The sequence below is a fragment of the Brasilonema sp. UFV-L1 genome (assembly GCF_012912105.1).
Classification (GTDB): domain Bacteria; phylum Cyanobacteriota; class Cyanobacteriia; order Cyanobacteriales; family Nostocaceae; genus Brasilonema.
On record NZ_QMEA01000026.1, the window covers coordinates 1 to 15,511 of the forward strand.

14 protein-coding genes are annotated in these 15,511 nt (G+C 42.0%); 5 read left to right on the forward strand and 9 right to left on the reverse strand.

The window, feature by feature from the left end; genetic code table 11:
- Window positions 1-506 precede the first annotated feature (506 nt).
- From DP117_RS10680 to DP117_RS10690, 3 genes are all read right to left on the reverse strand, one after another.
- On the reverse strand, window positions 507-806 hold the full coding sequence (locus DP117_RS10680) for a hypothetical protein (RefSeq protein ID WP_169218286.1): 300 nt from the start codon (window positions 804-806) through the stop codon (window positions 507-509).
- Window positions 807-1,044: 238 nt separating this feature from the next.
- The gene (locus tag DP117_RS10685) at window positions 1,045-1,641 is read right to left on the reverse strand and encodes a DUF3177 family protein (protein WP_169218287.1); all 597 of its coding nucleotides are present in this window, start codon (window positions 1,639-1,641) and stop codon (window positions 1,045-1,047) included.
- 292 nt (window positions 1,642-1,933) lie between these two features.
- The gene (locus DP117_RS10690) at window positions 1,934-2,179 is read right to left on the reverse strand and encodes a Calvin cycle protein CP12 (protein ID WP_211176037.1); all 246 of its coding nucleotides are present in this window, start codon (window positions 2,177-2,179) and stop codon (window positions 1,934-1,936) included.
- Window positions 2,180-2,464: 285 nt separating this feature from the next.
- On the opposite strand from DP117_RS10690, the gene DP117_RS10695 reads away from it, so the two are divergent.
- Window positions 2,465-3,685 (forward strand): FIST N-terminal domain-containing protein, encoded by a 1,221-nt coding sequence (locus tag DP117_RS10695; protein WP_169218289.1) that lies wholly within the window; start codon window positions 2,465-2,467, stop codon window positions 3,683-3,685.
- Between the two features lie 21 nt (window positions 3,686-3,706).
- On the opposite strand, the gene DP117_RS10700 is transcribed toward DP117_RS10695, so the two are convergent.
- Window positions 3,707-4,807 carry a metallophosphoesterase gene (locus DP117_RS10700; protein WP_169218290.1) on the reverse strand — a complete coding sequence of 367 codons (1,101 nt, stop codon included), beginning with the start codon at window positions 4,805-4,807 and terminating at the stop codon, window positions 3,707-3,709.
- 338 nt (window positions 4,808-5,145) lie between these two features.
- Here DP117_RS10700 and DP117_RS10705 point away from each other — a divergent pair, with 338 nt between their 5' ends.
- The 3 genes from DP117_RS10705 (at window position 5,146) to DP117_RS10715 (ending at window position 8,513) form a co-directional block, all read left to right on the forward strand.
- Window positions 5,146-6,393 carry a hypothetical protein gene (locus tag DP117_RS10705; protein ID WP_169218291.1) on the forward strand — a complete coding sequence of 416 codons (1,248 nt, stop codon included), beginning with the start codon at window positions 5,146-5,148 and terminating at the stop codon, window positions 6,391-6,393.
- A 5-nt stretch (window positions 6,394-6,398) separates the two neighbouring features.
- Window positions 6,399-7,628: a Dyp-type peroxidase domain-containing protein gene (locus DP117_RS37215; RefSeq protein WP_169218292.1), complete on the forward strand. Its 1,230-nt coding sequence runs from the start codon at window positions 6,399-6,401 to the stop codon at window positions 7,626-7,628.
- A gap of 279 nt (window positions 7,629-7,907) precedes the next feature.
- A complete protein-coding gene (locus DP117_RS10715) occupies window positions 7,908-8,513 on the forward strand; it encodes a PadR family transcriptional regulator (RefSeq protein WP_169218293.1) in 606 nt (201 codons plus the stop codon).
- A gap of 113 nt (window positions 8,514-8,626) precedes the next feature.
- On the opposite strand, the gene DP117_RS10720 is transcribed toward DP117_RS10715, so the two are convergent.
- On the reverse strand, window positions 8,627-9,265 hold the full coding sequence (locus DP117_RS10720; protein WP_211176038.1) for a LysE/ArgO family amino acid transporter: 639 nt from the start codon (window positions 9,263-9,265) through the stop codon (window positions 8,627-8,629).
- A gap of 301 nt (window positions 9,266-9,566) precedes the next feature.
- On the opposite strand from DP117_RS10720, the gene trmB reads away from it, so the two are divergent.
- On the forward strand, window positions 9,567-10,202 hold the full coding sequence (gene trmB / locus DP117_RS10725) for a tRNA (guanosine(46)-N7)-methyltransferase TrmB (protein ID WP_169218294.1): 636 nt from the start codon (window positions 9,567-9,569) through the stop codon (window positions 10,200-10,202).
- A gap of 32 nt (window positions 10,203-10,234) precedes the next feature.
- On the opposite strand, the gene DP117_RS10730 is transcribed toward trmB, so the two are convergent.
- From DP117_RS10730 to DP117_RS10745, 4 genes are all read right to left on the reverse strand, one after another.
- Complete coding sequence (locus DP117_RS10730; RefSeq protein ID WP_169218295.1) at window positions 10,235-11,053, reverse strand: class I SAM-dependent methyltransferase; 819 nt, start codon at window positions 11,051-11,053, stop codon at window positions 10,235-10,237.
- A 76-nt stretch (window positions 11,054-11,129) separates the two neighbouring features.
- A complete protein-coding gene (locus DP117_RS10735; RefSeq protein WP_211176039.1) occupies window positions 11,130-12,305 on the reverse strand; it encodes a hybrid sensor histidine kinase/response regulator in 1,176 nt (391 codons plus the stop codon).
- 149 nt (window positions 12,306-12,454) lie between these two features.
- A complete protein-coding gene (locus DP117_RS10740; RefSeq protein ID WP_169218296.1) occupies window positions 12,455-12,901 on the reverse strand; it encodes a response regulator in 447 nt (148 codons plus the stop codon).
- Window positions 12,846-15,152 (reverse strand): ATP-binding protein, encoded by a 2,307-nt coding sequence (locus tag DP117_RS10745; protein ID WP_169218297.1) that lies wholly within the window; start codon window positions 15,150-15,152, stop codon window positions 12,846-12,848. Before DP117_RS10745 ends, DP117_RS10740 begins: the two co-directional genes overlap by 56 nt.
- Between the last annotated feature and the right edge of the window lie 359 nt (window positions 15,153-15,511).

The following is a 15,511-nucleotide window of genomic DNA, read 5'->3' on the forward strand; positions in this document are numbered from 1 at the left end:
GTCTTGGGGAGCCAGTGCGCCCTTGGAGGTTCCCTCCGTTGTAGCACCTGGCGTGGTTTCCCCCATGTTAGCGGAGCGAGCCGTAGGCTGCGACTGCTGAACCCCGAAGGGGCTGCGCATCCGTAGGTAGGAACTTTAACACTTGCCAATAACGTAGTACTCAAGGTACTTAATCGGGTCAACTAATCCTAAAGATTTGAGGCTAGAGAGCCAATAGCCTTTAGGCAGGGGTGTTGACCAAGTCCGGAACAATACCATTCCCGTGCGTTGTCAGGCTGTGATGGTAATAAAAATTCTTACCAAACGCGACCTCAAACGCGTCTGCTTGGTCAATATATATGTAAATGGTATTAAGAAAAAGAACTTACCCTAGATTGCTAAAAGATGATAGCTTAATTAGCGACTTTTAAAATTATTTATCATAACTTAACATAGTTTTGCCATTAATATACAATTTGTTTAGCTTATTACACACAGAGGATTCCTCACTCCCTGACTCCATGACTCTACGTTCCGACTTCTGACAATAAGACTTGCATGTTGTCCCAAGAAAGTCCTTGTTGGATGTAGCGAGGTGCTTCAGGATTATAAGGACTGGCTACACGGTCAATTGTCATAATCTTTGCCTCATCTGGCAGTACAGGCACGTCGGGATCAAATGCGGTTGGGCGCGTCAAAGAACTGGAAAACCCTTTAAAAATGGCAATTTGGTCTTCTTCACCTGCTATTTCCACTGTGACAAGCAGGACTTCTTGGGGGCGTTTAGCGCTATATTGTTCCAAGCGCTTGCTAATAGAGTTGTTCATTTTCAAAATGACCAAAAAGGAGTCAGAAGTCAGGAATTTTGTATGAATTCTGACTTGGTAAGTCTTGAATTCTTCCTAGCGAATGAGTCTGTGCTTCTGATTGCCCGCGACTCTGAACTGCCGTTATACCCTTTCACTTTAAGGTTAGAACATGGTAGGCAAGTCGGGGGAGTCGGGAGAGTCGGGGGAATTAGTTGTATCAGGACTTTCGTGAAATGGTATTACTAGAGATTATTAGCTATTGGGGTGTTGCTGAGCGTCCTTGCTTACCTAGTTTAACGAGGACGAAGTAGCTTAAGCAAACTACATAGATGATTAAACCAAGGATGCCTAGAAAGCCAAGAAATCCAGGTTTGCTGTTGGCATGGAAATACTCTTTATAGAGTAACGGTGCCTCAAGCCAAACGCGACAATAGGGATTGTCACTCGTAATGTCGGAAAAAGCACAACCCACAAAAGGTATAGAGGCAATTGTACCCAAAGTACAATAGACAGTCGTAGCCCAGCGCCAAGAGGTGAAAAGTAACTTTAAAGCCCCATCTGGGTGATACTCAATTTCATCATTGAGATCTACCCAGAACCACAGTGATATGGGAATCAGGATACGACCTATCAGCCCTGATAAAAAACTAACTCCAAAGCCCCCAATCATCAAGTAGACAGTGATTGCCAGCAAACTTGAGACTCGCCAGTAAATCACGAGCAAGCGTTGTATTGCATCGGCTTTTTGTACAAATGCCCAAACGAGTAAAATGATCGGGATAATTACCGTAAATAAGACTGCTAATCGGTAGTCCATCCAGACAAACGGACGAAACCAGACTTCATTATTCATAGTTTTTTTAGATGATACACTGAGGACTATAATAGATACTTAACGGTTATATAGTATTCCATTAGACCTTAAATTTTTTTTTTGATCTCTCTATTAAGTTTAAAAAACAGGCTTTGATATAGAGGATTACAAGAAAATCTCACTCGTTACCTGAATTGTCCACCTTCTACAGAAAATGGAGTGAGGTTGGAGTGAGATTTTGTACGATAGTGCCTTTAGAATCTCAGACACCAAGCAAATAGATTCTGGTTGCTTGTTCACCAGCTATAGATAAATGCGGCTGAGTCAATTTCTAGTCTTCGTAAACTCTGCATTCATCTGCTTCTGGATTAGCATCGCAGTACTTTTCAAGAGAGTTTTTGGGTTTAGATTGCTTCTGGTGGGAAGCTTCAGCTTGCAATTCTTCTACTGCATCCCAAGCAGCAGCACACTCAGGAGAGTTGCTACCTGAGACATCGCAAGCAGCACGCGCTTGCTCTGTTTCTTGTTCGATTCTGTCTTGTATGTTTTGTCCAATTGTGTCTTGCATGTTGCTCATTTCCCTAATCTTGTTGTGTGTTTTCAATACAAGTATAGAAAAAATTGAAAAATGACGGTTTTTGCATCATTCCTCATTTTACAGTTGTTGACCACAAGTCGTCTTACCAGTAAGTTGGGGGAATGTACTCCATAACTATTACTGTAAACCGTACGAATGGTTCTTTATTCGTCCTTATCTTTTAAGATTTTACAGACATTGAGTGTCGCTAGAGTCCGATCGTCGGTTCTTGATACGATAAAAATAAAAAACCAATGAGCGTCAAAAAAATAGAGTGTAAAACTCATGGCAGATCAAATGCAGTGGGCAAACGCCTTATCCACCCGTCCTTCTTTGGAAGCAGCTATTACAGATGTCGTACAACAAGCTGTCTCGTCGTTAACAGTACCTGCTGATTTAGGGCTGGTGTTCATTTCGTCTGCTTTTACAAGTGAGTATTCGCGGCTTTTACCCTTACTTGCACAGCAACTTTCAGTTCCTGTGCTGATTGGTTGTAGCGGTGGTGGTGTTATTGGCACAACTGGGTACGGACAAATCCATGAGTTGGAAGCAGAACCTGCCCTGAGTTTGACTTTAGCGCATCTGCCCCAAGTCAGTGTTAAAGCTTTTCATATTTTTCCTGATGAATTACCTGACTTGGATAGTCCGCCAGATGATTGGATTGATTTGATAGGTGTACCATCCACACCCGTGCCTCAGTTTATCTTGCTGTCTGGCTCGTTTTCTTCTGGAATTAACGATTTATTACAAGGGATTGACTTTGCTTATCCTGGTTCGGTAACGGTGGGAGGACTTTCAAGTGGAGGGGGTTTGGGAAGTCGTATCGCCCTATTTTACAATAACAGAGTGTATACTGAAGGGACGATTGGCGTTGCTTTGAGTGGCAATATTGTCTTGGAAACGATTGTGGCACAAGGATGCCGACCGATTGGTAAACCGTACCAAGTGACCAGAGGCGATCGCAACATTATCATGGAACTCGATGAGCAAATCCCATTGATAGTCTTGCGAAATTTGATTGCTCAACTGAGTGAAGAAGACCGAGTGTTAGCACAACATTCCCTGTTTGTTGGGTTGGCGATGGATGGATTCAAGCAAGATTTACATCAAGGAGACTTTTTGATTCGTAGTATATTAGGGGTAGATCCAACAGCTGGGGCAATTGCAATTGCAGACTATATTCGCCCTGGACAACGCCTGCAATTTCACCTGCGCGATGCTCAAGCTTCCGCTGAAGACTTGGAATTTCTGTTAGAAAGTTATCATAGAAGGCAAATTGCACAACCCTCTGCAGTTGGTGCGCTGATGTTCTCCTGTTTAGGACGTGGTGAAGGACTCTACGGAAAACCTAACTTTGATTCTGAACTGTTTAGACGCTACCTCAAAGATATCCCTTTAGCAGGCTTTTTTTGCGGTGGTGAAATCGGTCCTGTAGGTGGTAATACTTTGTTACACAATTATACCTCTGTTTTTGGAATTTGCCGTGCTACAGGAAGTCGAGAATAAGTGACAGATTTTTGTTTGTCCTTAAAGTAATAACGTCGTGTTGTTGTCAATAAATGATGGAGTCCCACATGGTGCGATCGCACCATACTTTTCAAAGTAGCGACGCAGTTCGCTTGGAAAGTTGGGATAATCAAACAAAGCATCTCCATCAGCCATATTTGCCCAAAACTCGCGTAAACTAGGAGCTAATTCTGTTGCCTGGGACATTGGTAAATTTAAAGGAGGCAGAGTTAGGAGTTTGACAAGGAAGGAAAAACTGCGATCGCCCATCCACTTCTTAGATGTGTGTTGCAAGTTTGGGAAATCAGGAACTGACTCGACGCGATAGGATAGTATTTGTAACCATTGTTGACCGTGATTATCCTGACGAAACTCTAATATTCGGTAAGGATGAGGATAGCTGACTAAAGAACCTGTTGTGATATCGTATACGCCATCGCCATAAGCAATATCTTGAACATGCAAGTGTCCTGTAAACACCAGGCGAACACCGTAGCGCTTTAGCATCTGCAACACTTCTTTTGCATTTCCTAACATATAACGATTTGCCATTGGGTGATTTAATTGATTAGGAAGATGTTCAACAATATTGTGATGCACCATAACTAACACAAATTGATCACCACACTGTTGTAAGACTTCTTCTAACCACCGTAGTTGTTGTGTATCTAAACATCCTATCTGCTGTCCTTGGTCGTCAAAAGAGTTAGAATTTAGACCAATAAGCCTAACACCCGGCAGTAATTGACAAGTGTAGTAAAGTTGGTCAGTATCGCTGTAGCCGCACTTACGGTAATAATGCGGAAAATCCAAGGCAGCAATCGATTGTTCATTCGCCGTTACAACAGGCACATCATGGTTACCAGGAACAACATAGACAGGAAAAGGAAGCTGTCTTAAGCGTTCTTCCAACCAAGCATGATTCTCTGGTTCACCGTGCTGAGTTAAATCTCCTGGAAGCAAAAGAAAATCTAGATTAAGTTGTGTTAAATGTTCTAGTACACTTTCAAACGCAGGAATACTAACTTCCACCAAATGAAAACGACTGGGATGATTCCAGATTGTATGGGAAAGCGCAAGGTGCAAATCGCTGACTACAGCAAAGCGAAAATTTGAAATCATTGATTTAATGACAATTTTAAAAGTAGGGTGTAAAAAAACTCTTTTTAAAAAGAGTATAACTCTTGCTTCGCTACGCTGCTTGCCAGTGATTTTGCTTAACATTTGTACATAAAAATCGAACCGTGCAGCGGTTCTTTCACACTGTCTTACCTTGTATTGGCGTTTTTCCTATTTTTGTCCCCAAGGGTGCATAAGTTAATTTTGCTTACACATATTAAAAATACAAGCGGGAAAGCTCTCCAAGCTTAACTTCCGTTATTGAAAATCAGGTAAATACACATAATCAAACTTCTGTCAATGCGTAAGTTCTAATTAGATGAAAAAAGGAGCGACGAGCTATGGTCTATGACATTCCAGGTCGTGCTGACCAACTTAGTACTGACTTAGTTCAGAAATGGAATGAAGCAATTCAAGCTGCCTATGCGAATTTACAGCCCGATTTTGGTAGCCGCTTTTTTACCCTTGATCCCAGCACCTTGACTGACCCTACTCCAGCACCAATTAAGTGGTTTGGCGATCCAGCAGAACCTAACTTTTGTCTTGGTGCAGAAGTGGCGCGGCAATTATCTGATTGGGGTGTCCGAGGAAGACACGTCTTGCATAACGAGTACTGCGAATATCGAATTATTGAGAAGGCTGATGCTACAGGTCGGATGCGACCAAAACGAGTCCAAGTCACAACTGAATTGCGGGAGTATTGGGTATCTGTTGCTAAGCATGACCCTCTAGCTGTGCGTGCGATCGCACAAAGTGTACTTGGCTTTGAGCCAACTTGGGAAGACCTTTACGGAGTCAGCGATCCACTTGCGTTAACTCAACAGCAGCGCTCAATTGCTTTCTCTACATTAGTTGCAGGTCATGGTAATGATGACGAGCTGATTGATGCTGGCGTCCCCAGTCAACCAACTGGTAAGTTAAACACTGACAACGCTTTATTTATGACCCATCCGATTAACGGGCTTGACGACCTGCTTTACATTGTGATGTTTGGTGCCAAGCCTTATGCCAGTGGCACTGCTAGCAATCCACAACAAGCAACACGGGAACAACTTTTCCGTGAATTCGGTGTGGAACATTTAGCGTGTCGTCATGCAGACCCAAATGCAGCAATGGGTGCCTTGGGAGGTGCTTTTAACGGACATACAGTTGCGTTTGCTAACCCGTTAGGAATGTATATTCGTTCATTCACAAAAAATGTATTTTTGTTCAGGGGGGAACCCATTCCAGATTCATGGGTGCGTTTGAGCAGAGGTGCAACAGAAGAAATGTGTCAACGTTTGGAATTTGGTCCTGGTGATGACGAACCAGCGTTTTTAGATGATATTACGGTGGCTATTGGTGGCAATGAAGAACCGCTAACAGGTGGTTTTCAAGTGGTACAACAGATGGAAGTCGGACCTCTGGTAGTTATTGGGCAACCAACTCCAATTGCAGAGGATGAGTATGTCATTCTCAGTGCAACTGACGCTCCTATCCAATGCCAAGAAGCTGACATTTGTCAGACTATACAGTCTCTCAAGCAAGAGTTTGACAACACGCAACAAATGGTACGAGTAGCACCGCGAACAATGGGATTTAGGAGTTAAAGAGAGTGGCTGGCAAATTGCAAGAGGGAATTTATCATTCTCCGGGGGTCAAACCTGGTAACTTTTTTAATATTTTATTTTTACGTACTTTACCAGGTTTGGATGCTCGCCAGGTGGGAGAAGCATTTGGTAAGCTTTGGCAGATGTATCAGGAGTTGAAAAACGGTAAGTTAACAGATTTACCAGAACACCCCCTTCCTGCAGGCGATCTAACGGTTCTTGTTGGCTATGGTGCAAATGTCTTTAAACTCCCTGGTATTCAGCGCCAAGTACCTAGTCAGATTAGGGAATTTGGCGCTTTTCGCTCACCGTTACCAACTGGAGGAGGTCCACTACTGATTGGTTCGGGTCTGCGGTATGCAGATGATGTGAAAACGAACCCTGCTACTGAGGAGATTGCAGTGCAGTTTATTGCAGAAACACAACTGGCGGTAAATCGTGCAGTTGTGGAGACATGGAAAGCGTTGCAAAACATGAGCGATCTAGCTACAGGTGCTGCTCCATTACTTTTGACTGGCTTTTACAGTGGGTTTCAACGCGATGATGGACGTAGCTGGATTGATTTTCATGACGGCATCTCTAACATGAAAAGCTCAGAACGCTCTGGCGCGATCGCAATTAAACCTCGTCCGCCAGAGGAGCGATGGATTGAAGGCGGTACTTATTTAGTATTCCTGAGGATTGCAATTGAGTTGACAGTTTGGCAAAAGCTCAATCGTCAACAACAAGAGCTATTGGTAGGTAGAGACAAAATAACTGGTTGTCCTTTGATGTCCCTTGATAGTGAAGGTCATCCAGTCATCAAAACAGGGTGTCCAGTCACAGGAAGAACGGATGTTTTAAGCCCTGGCAACGAAGCTTTCTTTGAACCTGAGACTGTGAATGAAACAATCCTAAAGCAAAGCCATGTCCAAAGAGCAAACCATCACCTTACACCAGTGAGCGATCGCACTTCACTCCGCATTTTCCGCCAAGGCTACGACTTCCTCGAACCCCTCGATAGTGCTCCTGGCTTTCGCACAGGGTTGAACTTTGTGAGTTTTCAAGATACCCCCGAACGGTTGCTTAGAATGCTCACACAAGAAACTTGGCTTGGTAGTACAAATTTTGGTGGTGATCCTAAGAACCAACTTACTGATATGGATAGGTTCTTGAGCATACGTGCAGCTGCGATTTTTTTGGTACCACCAGTTGTCGAGGGCGAGCTATTTCCTGGCGCTGGCATTTTTATGTAATACAAATGCTGCGTATTGCTCTCCTTCCAACCTGAAACAACCGTAAATTAAGAGTTTTGATAATTTACATTATCACTGGTAAGTATTCTGCAAAGACGCTCCTTTCCAATTCGGATTGGAGCAATTCCTTTTTCTTACAGAAGACGACGGAAAAGCCGATACTTTGCATCGGTCCCGAATGAGGTCTAACAATTCGGTTGCAGCGGACAAACGTATTTGTCGTTTAACGATATATCGTGATATAATAAAAACATGTTGAACAAAAAAGAAAATAATCCTATGCATGAGCGAATAAGACGACATCATCAAGAACGCGAACACCATGCCCGCAGACACGAGCCTCATTTCCATAGAGGAGAAGGTAGACGCAGAGGAGGAGAAGGCAGAGTCCGGCGAGGCGAGGCGCGTTACGTGCTGCTTGACGCACTCCGCGACGAACCCAAACACGGCTATGAGATTATCAAGGCGCTGGAGGAGCGTTCATCTGGGCAGTACGCTCCCAGCCCTGGGACAGTCTATCCGACTCTGCAATATCTGGAGGACATGGGATTGGTGCGCGCCGATCACCAAGCAGCGCGGCGCGTTTATCATCTGACTGAGACTGGACGGGTTGAGTTAGAGGCTCATGCCCAAGAAGTGGATGCTTTTTGGGGGCGATTAAAAGAACCTGATACATCTGCTGCAAGCCTTGCCGAAATCGGTTTTCTACAAGACGAATTGGATCACTTGACGCGGACAGTGTGGGGTGGATTACGAAATGCCCTGAACTCAGATGATCGCGAGACAATCCGTCGTGTGCGGCAAGTTATTGAACAATGCCAAAATGAGGTGCGGCGCATCCTTACTGAACCTGACAGCTTTAGAGAGAACAACCGAACAGAATAAGACGTTGCAGAACTAAGTAGTGATGCAAACGGCTCACGCGAAGGAATTAGCAGATACGTGCTCTTTGCGTCCAAAGACTGCGGGAAGCCCCTCAAAGTTACCTTGGTAGAGTACTAGAGCGAGTTGTTAAGTGCAGCAAAGATGAGGGATACAGCGATAGACCACATGATGCAGCCGATGATAGTGTCAAGAATTCGCCAGGCAGATGGACGTTGGAACAATGGAGTTAGCCAGGCTGCACCATATCCAAGTCCGAAAAACCAGGTTAGGGAGGCTCCGCTCGCGCCAAGCGCGAAAAAAAAGCGCTGACTCAATGAGTACTGAGTCGCCATACTACCAACAACTACCAGGGTGTCGAGATGGGCGTGTGGATTTAGAAGGCTGAGTGCTAGCGTTGTCACAACAGTACTGCGAAAACTTTTTGACTGGGTATCCACTTTATCTATATCTATGACTAGTGGAGCAAGAGCCGATTTAAATGAACGCAAGCCGTAAAATAAAAGAAATACCGCACCTGCCCACGCAGCCGCCTGAGTTAGTCCTGGAACTTTTGAACTCAGTGTGCCGAACCCGATAGTACCGATAGTAATTAGGATGAAGTCACACAGGAAGCAGATACTTGCTGTCACGAAAACATATTGGCGCTTAAGACCTTGACGCAGAACGAAGGCGTTTTGCGCACCAATGGCGACAATAAGTCCAGCAAACAGAGTAAACCCTTTAAGTAGTAGAACCAGCCAAGACTCTGACACTCCAAACAATCTCCTCTAGCAGAAAAATTTGTCACAAAGGCACATATTTTCTTGAAATGATTTAGGGAATAGGGAATAAAGACTAAAAATGACAGTTTTAAGCTGTCGGTTCTACAATGTTCCGGCTACAAATCCTGCCTGCGAGGATTTCAGCTTACAAAAAACGCAACAGCTTAATATTGTAATACTAATTATTTAGTTGAAAAACTAAATAATTATTAATGTAAAGCTAAAACTGGAAGATGAAGACTTTGAAAGCTCAGTTTCAAAGTCGCGGTAGTAAAGATAAGGAGAATCAATCTTGGCATTTGTTAGAGTCCGTCAACACGTTAACCCTCTTGCACACAAGTATCAAACACTCATTAATCCCCTAGATTGGGAAAAAGTTTACGCCCAGCCAAACCAACCCCTACATCTAGATATTGGATCTGCACGAGGGCGCTTTTTATTGAGCATGGCAAAAACTGAACCAAACTGGAATTTTCTGGGTTTAGAAATTCGCGAACCGTTAGTGGTGGAAGCGAACAAGTGGCGGGATGAGTTGGGACTGACAAATCTCCACTATGTGTTTTGCAATGCAAATAATTCATTGCGATCGCTTTTCTCTTCTCTACCTCAAGGAAGTTTACAACGCGTCACAATTCAATTTCCTGATCCTTGGTTTAAAAACCGTCATGCAAAACGGCGAGTCGTGCAACCAGAGTTAGTTGCAGAACTGGCAGAATTTCTGGTACCTGGGGGTATTGTATTTTTGCAATCGGATATTGAGTTTGTGGCGGTGGAAATGTGCGATCGCTTTGCAGAAAATTTTGCTTTTCAAAAACTTGGTACAGGAAAATGGCTACCAGAAAACCCGCTACCAGTTCCTACAGAACGGGAGATGGTGACAATAAACAAGGGTGAACCTGTTTATCGTGCTTTGTTTGAAAGAGTTTAACTATTCACAAATCCTGAATTCTTACCTTTTATTTATGAGTCATGTTCTGTGTACTCTAATCTTTGATAAATGCGATTATGCCCAACGTTTAAAACATTAGTAAAACCTAATGAAGGGATAACTTTGCACGCACGAGAAACAGTTTCATGACCTTTCCAAAAACTTTTGCTAGGAAGATAGTAGGAAGCATCATCCATAACTAAAAAACCTCCTTTCTCTACTTTCAATGCATAATTATTGATATCTTGTGTCACGCCTTCAAAGGTATGGTCTCCATCAATGTAAATGACTGAAAACTTTTCGTCTTTTACCTGCTGAATGACAAGCTCATCGTTAGAGTAACCCTTAATCATCCTAATTTTGGTAAAATCGAGATCAAAACTCTCAAATAAATTAGAAATAATTGAGAGGTAATCTTCATTATCATAAAAATTGCCAAATCTTAAGTTTTTGCGAAATTTAGTATTAAACAGAGCTATGGATAGTGCCACTAATGGTGATTTTGGGCGTGGGTTTCCTCTAAGTGGACTAATAGCAGTAATAGATATATCTATATTTAGCTGCGAAGCTATCAAAGCCCAAAGACTGATGACTTGACCTTTATAAACACCAATTTCTAAGAATTTAGGATGTGGAAATTTATCAGCTATATACTGAAGCAATAAAAGCCACATATAATGAAATGCTCTGTCACCAAAACCTAAATCATTAGCTTCTATATGGTTTCTATGGTTTTCCAGAAAAGGAACTTTTGCTACAAGTTGAGTAAACTCCGAATATAAACTTTCATTACACTCTAATGTATTTTGATAAGCATTTACTCTTTGTGTCAAACAATCGTTATTTAACATCAAGATTGTACTACCTTGTTCTATGGCTGGCGTGATTTGATACTCACCTGTTTTTTTACATATACCTGTAAGTATCTTATTCTGTACTTCCTCTGATCAACGGTAGCATTATTGCAAACGTTGTACCTACCTCAACTTCGCTATGAACGGAAATCTCACCACCGAGTGTCTCTACACACTTTTTAACAATTGCCAACCCTAAGCCAGTACCGGGAATTTTGTCCACATTGGAAGCACGATAAAAAGGTTTGAACAACTGGTGCTGTTCTCCTTTGGGAATACCAATTCCCTCATCTTGTATTTGGAAAATGACTCTATTTTCCTGAGTAATGAGTTCAAACCGAACTGTACCACCATTAGGTGAATACTTAATAGCATTGCTGAGTAAATTGCTCAAAATATGACGCAACAGGCTTTCATCCCACAATGCTTCACTTAATTCTCCCACACTCGTAAAAATTAGAGTTAAGTGTTTTTGCTGTATACTCGGTTGAGCTTCTTCAACAAGTTGGCAACAAAATTTTTCCAAATCCAATCGATGTAATTCACAATGAAGCTGCCCAGAATCAGCTCTACCTAATAATGACACTTCATCTAAGAGCTGAGCTACGTTTTTAATAGCTGAACGAATCAGTTGAAAATGAGAAAACTTTTTCTCTTTTGGCAATTTGTCATCATTATTTTGCAGTAATCCAGCAATGAGTTGAATTGTATTGAGGGGATTGCGAATGTCGTGAGACAACATCGAAACAAATTCAGATTTAAATTGGCTGATTTCTTGGACTTTCACCAGTTCAGCTGTTCGTTCTTGAACCCGAATTTCTAATGCTTCATTGACTGTGCGTAGTGTTTCTACAACTTGTTTACGCTCAATTGCATACCTTAAAGAGCGAATGAGTAAATCTGAATTAACCTGTCGCTTGACGAGATAGTCTTGTGCTCCTCGCCGCACTGCTTCTAAGGCAAGATCATCATCATTGGTATTAGTAAGTACGACAATTGGTACGCGAGGAGCATGACTCATCAAAGGAGTGAGGGATGCTAATCCTTGGCTATCTGGTAGCGTTAGATCCAACAAAATGACATCGTAGATTCCCCGACTGAGTTCTTTAAGGGCTTCCCCCAATCTTTTGACATGAACTACATTAAACTTATGGGACTTGGCTTGCTTCAGAAACTCTTGTAACAATCTAGCTTCTGCCAGATTGTCTTCAATCAACAAGATTTTTACTGAAGAATAGCTTATAGCCATTGTCTTGTAATTTCACCCCCCATTTCTTTACTTATGAAATTAGTGAGTCTTGAGAGAGAAGATAAGGGAGGTGGGAGAGTGGGGGAGTGTGGGAAAATATCTTTGCTCATCCTGCTCATCCTACTTATCCTCCTTCTCGTCTCCAACTCTCATTCCAATGGTAAAGTAGCAGTTTCTAGCCAAAACTCCTCAATCCCTTTGACTATTTTGAATAGCTGACTGAGGTTTCGAGATTTGGTAATGTAGCAATTCACGTGTAAGTCGTAGCTGTGGAAAATGTCATCTTCATTGTGTGATGTTGTCAGCACGACTACGGGAATGCGTTTGAGTTTGGGATCAGCTTTGATTTCTGCCAGAACTTCTCTACCATCCTTCTTAGGTAAGTTTAAATCTAGCAGAATGAGATCGGGGCGTGGTGCTTGGGCATACTCCCCTTCTTGGCGCAAATAAGCCATAGCGTCCATGCCATCTCTGACTGTCACGACTTGATGTGGCACTGAGCTATTTTTCAATGCTTCTTGGATGAGACGAATATCGGCTTTATTGTCTTCTACCAAAAAGATTGTTTTGTGCTTTTCGTCCATTTCTGCGCTCACGATCGCGTCCTCCGACTGGAATCGTAAAGTAGAATGTTGCTCCTTCTCCAAGTTGTGATTCTACCCAAATCCTCCCCCTATGGCACTCGACAATTTTCTTGCAGATAGCTAAACCCATACCTGTACCTGGGTACTCGTCGCGTGTGTGCAGGCGCTGAAAGATGACAAAAATGCGATCGCTAAACTGCGGATTCAGACCTATACCATTATCCCGTACTGAGAACAGCCACTCATCTTCAGTTCGAGTTGCTTCTACATGAATTTCTGGTGGTTTGTCACTACGGAACTTAATGGCATTACCAATGAGATTCTGGAATAACTGCATCAGTTGTGTGCTGTCAGCCATCACAGTTGGTAACTCATTATAAGTAACAACACCCCCAGTTTCAGAAATGCGTTTACGCAAATTGGTCAAAGCACGTTCTAAAGCTGTCTCTACCTCAGTCAACTGAAACTCAATTGCCTGCATATCTACTTTAGAGTATGCCAACACATCATCAATCAGCGTCTGCATAAGACTGACTCCCTCAACGGCGTAGCCAATAAACTCATTAGCATCTTCGTCAAGTTGGTCTTGATAGCGCATCTCCAACAATTGCACATAATTAGCCACTTGATTAAGTGGTTCTTGCAAATCGTGGGAGGCGACGTAGGCAAACTTTTTCAGTTCTGCGTTGGAACGTTCTAAATCTTGTGCAAGCTGTGCTAATTCATCTGCCTGACGCAGCACAATATTAACAATTGCTTTGCGTAGTTCTAGCGCTGCTTTTATTTCTACATGTTTCCAGGGTAAAGAAGTCAGACGAACTGTTTCTTTCCATAGTTCAAATGATTTACGCGGACGCAGACGTAAATTTCCTTCTGACTGACTTAACTCAAATGCTTGATTGGGATCACCTCCCCAATTAACAGTTTGAATGACTTCTGGGCGAAACCACAAAACATAATTTCGTTTAGAAATCGGAATCGCCAATAAACCACTGGCAACATTCTTGAATTTTTCAGCATCCGGATAAATGTGCGGCAGAGAATTCGTGTAGAAGACTTCTTCTTTCACGTGACTCTTGAGCCATTGAACTAAAAAATTTACGTCTTCTTCTTTGGGCGTCTCACCAATTAATGTATAACGACCGCCAAAACAAATAGCCGCACCTTGAGCACCAGTTAAATTGAGGAGATTTGGTTGATGTTTAACTAACCCATCAATAAAGTTTTCTTCTTGGGACATATATTCAACCAATGCTGATTGGATATATGTCAGTTGCATGCGATAGTCGTAATCTTCAGTTTCTTCTCTAGCAGAAATTTCCGAGAATATCAATCGACCCAAAAATTCGCATGCTTTTCGCAATTCGTAGGAAACATACTTTGGTGTTTGATGATGACAAGCAATCAATCCCCAGAGTTTTCCTTCTTTCATCAGAGAAATCGTCAAAGAAGCACCTACACCCATATTATGTAAGTACTCCATATGACAAGAGAAAACACTTCTGAGAATGGAGTTCGTTAAATCAAGCGGACGTTCAGTTTCTGGATTCTTGTTTGGGACAATTTCTACAGGATTAGAATGAGTATCCGGTATTAATCTAATCCAATTGGAAGTAAATAATTTTCTTGCTGGTTTCGGAATATCTGACTCTGGGTAGTGCAGACCTAAATAAGGTTCTTGGCTTTCTAGTTTTTCTTCAGCAACAACTGAACCATGCCCATCGTGATCAAACTTATAGAGCATCACTCTATCAAATCCTGTGACCTTCCTGACTTCTCGAACAATGATTTGACAGAAATCTTTGAGATTTGCAGTTTTTTCTAGTTGGTTGATAGAAGCTCTTGCCAGATGATAAAAGCTTAAAAATGGAATATTTTCCTGAGAAATCGCAGGTTCTAATTCCAGAATCAAGAATCCTTCTGAATTTCGGTGGAAAACGGCATCAAAGACTATGTAATCATCACCTTTTTTTCTCACCCAAATTTTTGTGGGATTGATATAATCAAGACTTTCCTCTAATAGTCCTGCTTGGATTCTCTCGATTTGAAAAGAGTCGAGTAAATCTTCTAGTTTAGTTTGCAGTAGATTCTCGGGAGATATACCAAAAACAGAAGATACATTACTGCTAACCTGCAATATTGTCAGATCAGGTTCTTTGAGAACGAACAACACTCCATGAGGTTGAATTTGACTATGAAGATGAATTTGTGGTTCTTTCAAGTTAGTCAAATCAATGCCTTGGAATTGTAAATTACCAACCATTCCAACTCTCCTGTTTTTTCAGGATGATTCAAAATCAAATATTAATATGGTTTAACACCTTATCAAGGGTGAGACATCTATCTCATGCAGTTTCTTAACACTTTATAAATTTGCTTCATACATAACTATAAGAATGTTAAAGAGTTAATTCTCTGCTTTGATGAATAGATAAATAAATTTACATATTTGTCATAATTTATTTGCCTGCCATAGTAGTGTAACAATCAATAACCCTGATCAAGGATAACAAATGTTAAAAATATCTGATTAACTGCACTCTATATATGTAGCTTTGTTAAGTTTACTGGAGTTTAGACTCGTGCAAGAAGGATGAAAAAATTTCATCCGGACAGGGGAGC

Coding starts and splice junctions, on each gene's coding strand:
- DP117_RS10715 (WP_169218293.1), top strand. CDS start 7,908: ATGCATGAGCGAATAAGACGACATCATCAAGAACGCGAACACCATGCC.
- DP117_RS10735 (WP_211176039.1), bottom strand. CDS start 12,305: ATGGCTATAAGCTATTCTTCAGTAAAAATCTTGTTGATTGAAGACAAT.
- DP117_RS10685 (WP_169218287.1), bottom strand. CDS start 1,641: ATGAATAATGAAGTCTGGTTTCGTCCGTTTGTCTGGATGGACTACCGA.
- DP117_RS10695 (WP_169218289.1), top strand. CDS start 2,465: ATGGCAGATCAAATGCAGTGGGCAAACGCCTTATCCACCCGTCCTTCT.
- DP117_RS10745 (WP_169218297.1), bottom strand. CDS start 15,152: ATGGTTGGTAATTTACAATTCCAAGGCATTGATTTGACTAACTTGAAA.
- DP117_RS10690 (WP_211176037.1), bottom strand. CDS start 2,179: ATGAGCAACATGCAAGACACAATTGGACAAAACATACAAGACAGAATC.
- DP117_RS10700 (WP_169218290.1), bottom strand. CDS start 4,807: ATGATTTCAAATTTTCGCTTTGCTGTAGTCAGCGATTTGCACCTTGCG.
- DP117_RS10680 (WP_169218286.1), bottom strand. CDS start 806: ATGAACAACTCTATTAGCAAGCGCTTGGAACAATATAGCGCTAAACGC.
- DP117_RS10705 (WP_169218291.1), top strand. CDS start 5,146: ATGGTCTATGACATTCCAGGTCGTGCTGACCAACTTAGTACTGACTTA.
- DP117_RS10730 (WP_169218295.1), bottom strand. CDS start 11,053: ATGTTAAATAACGATTGTTTGACACAAAGAGTAAATGCTTATCAAAAT.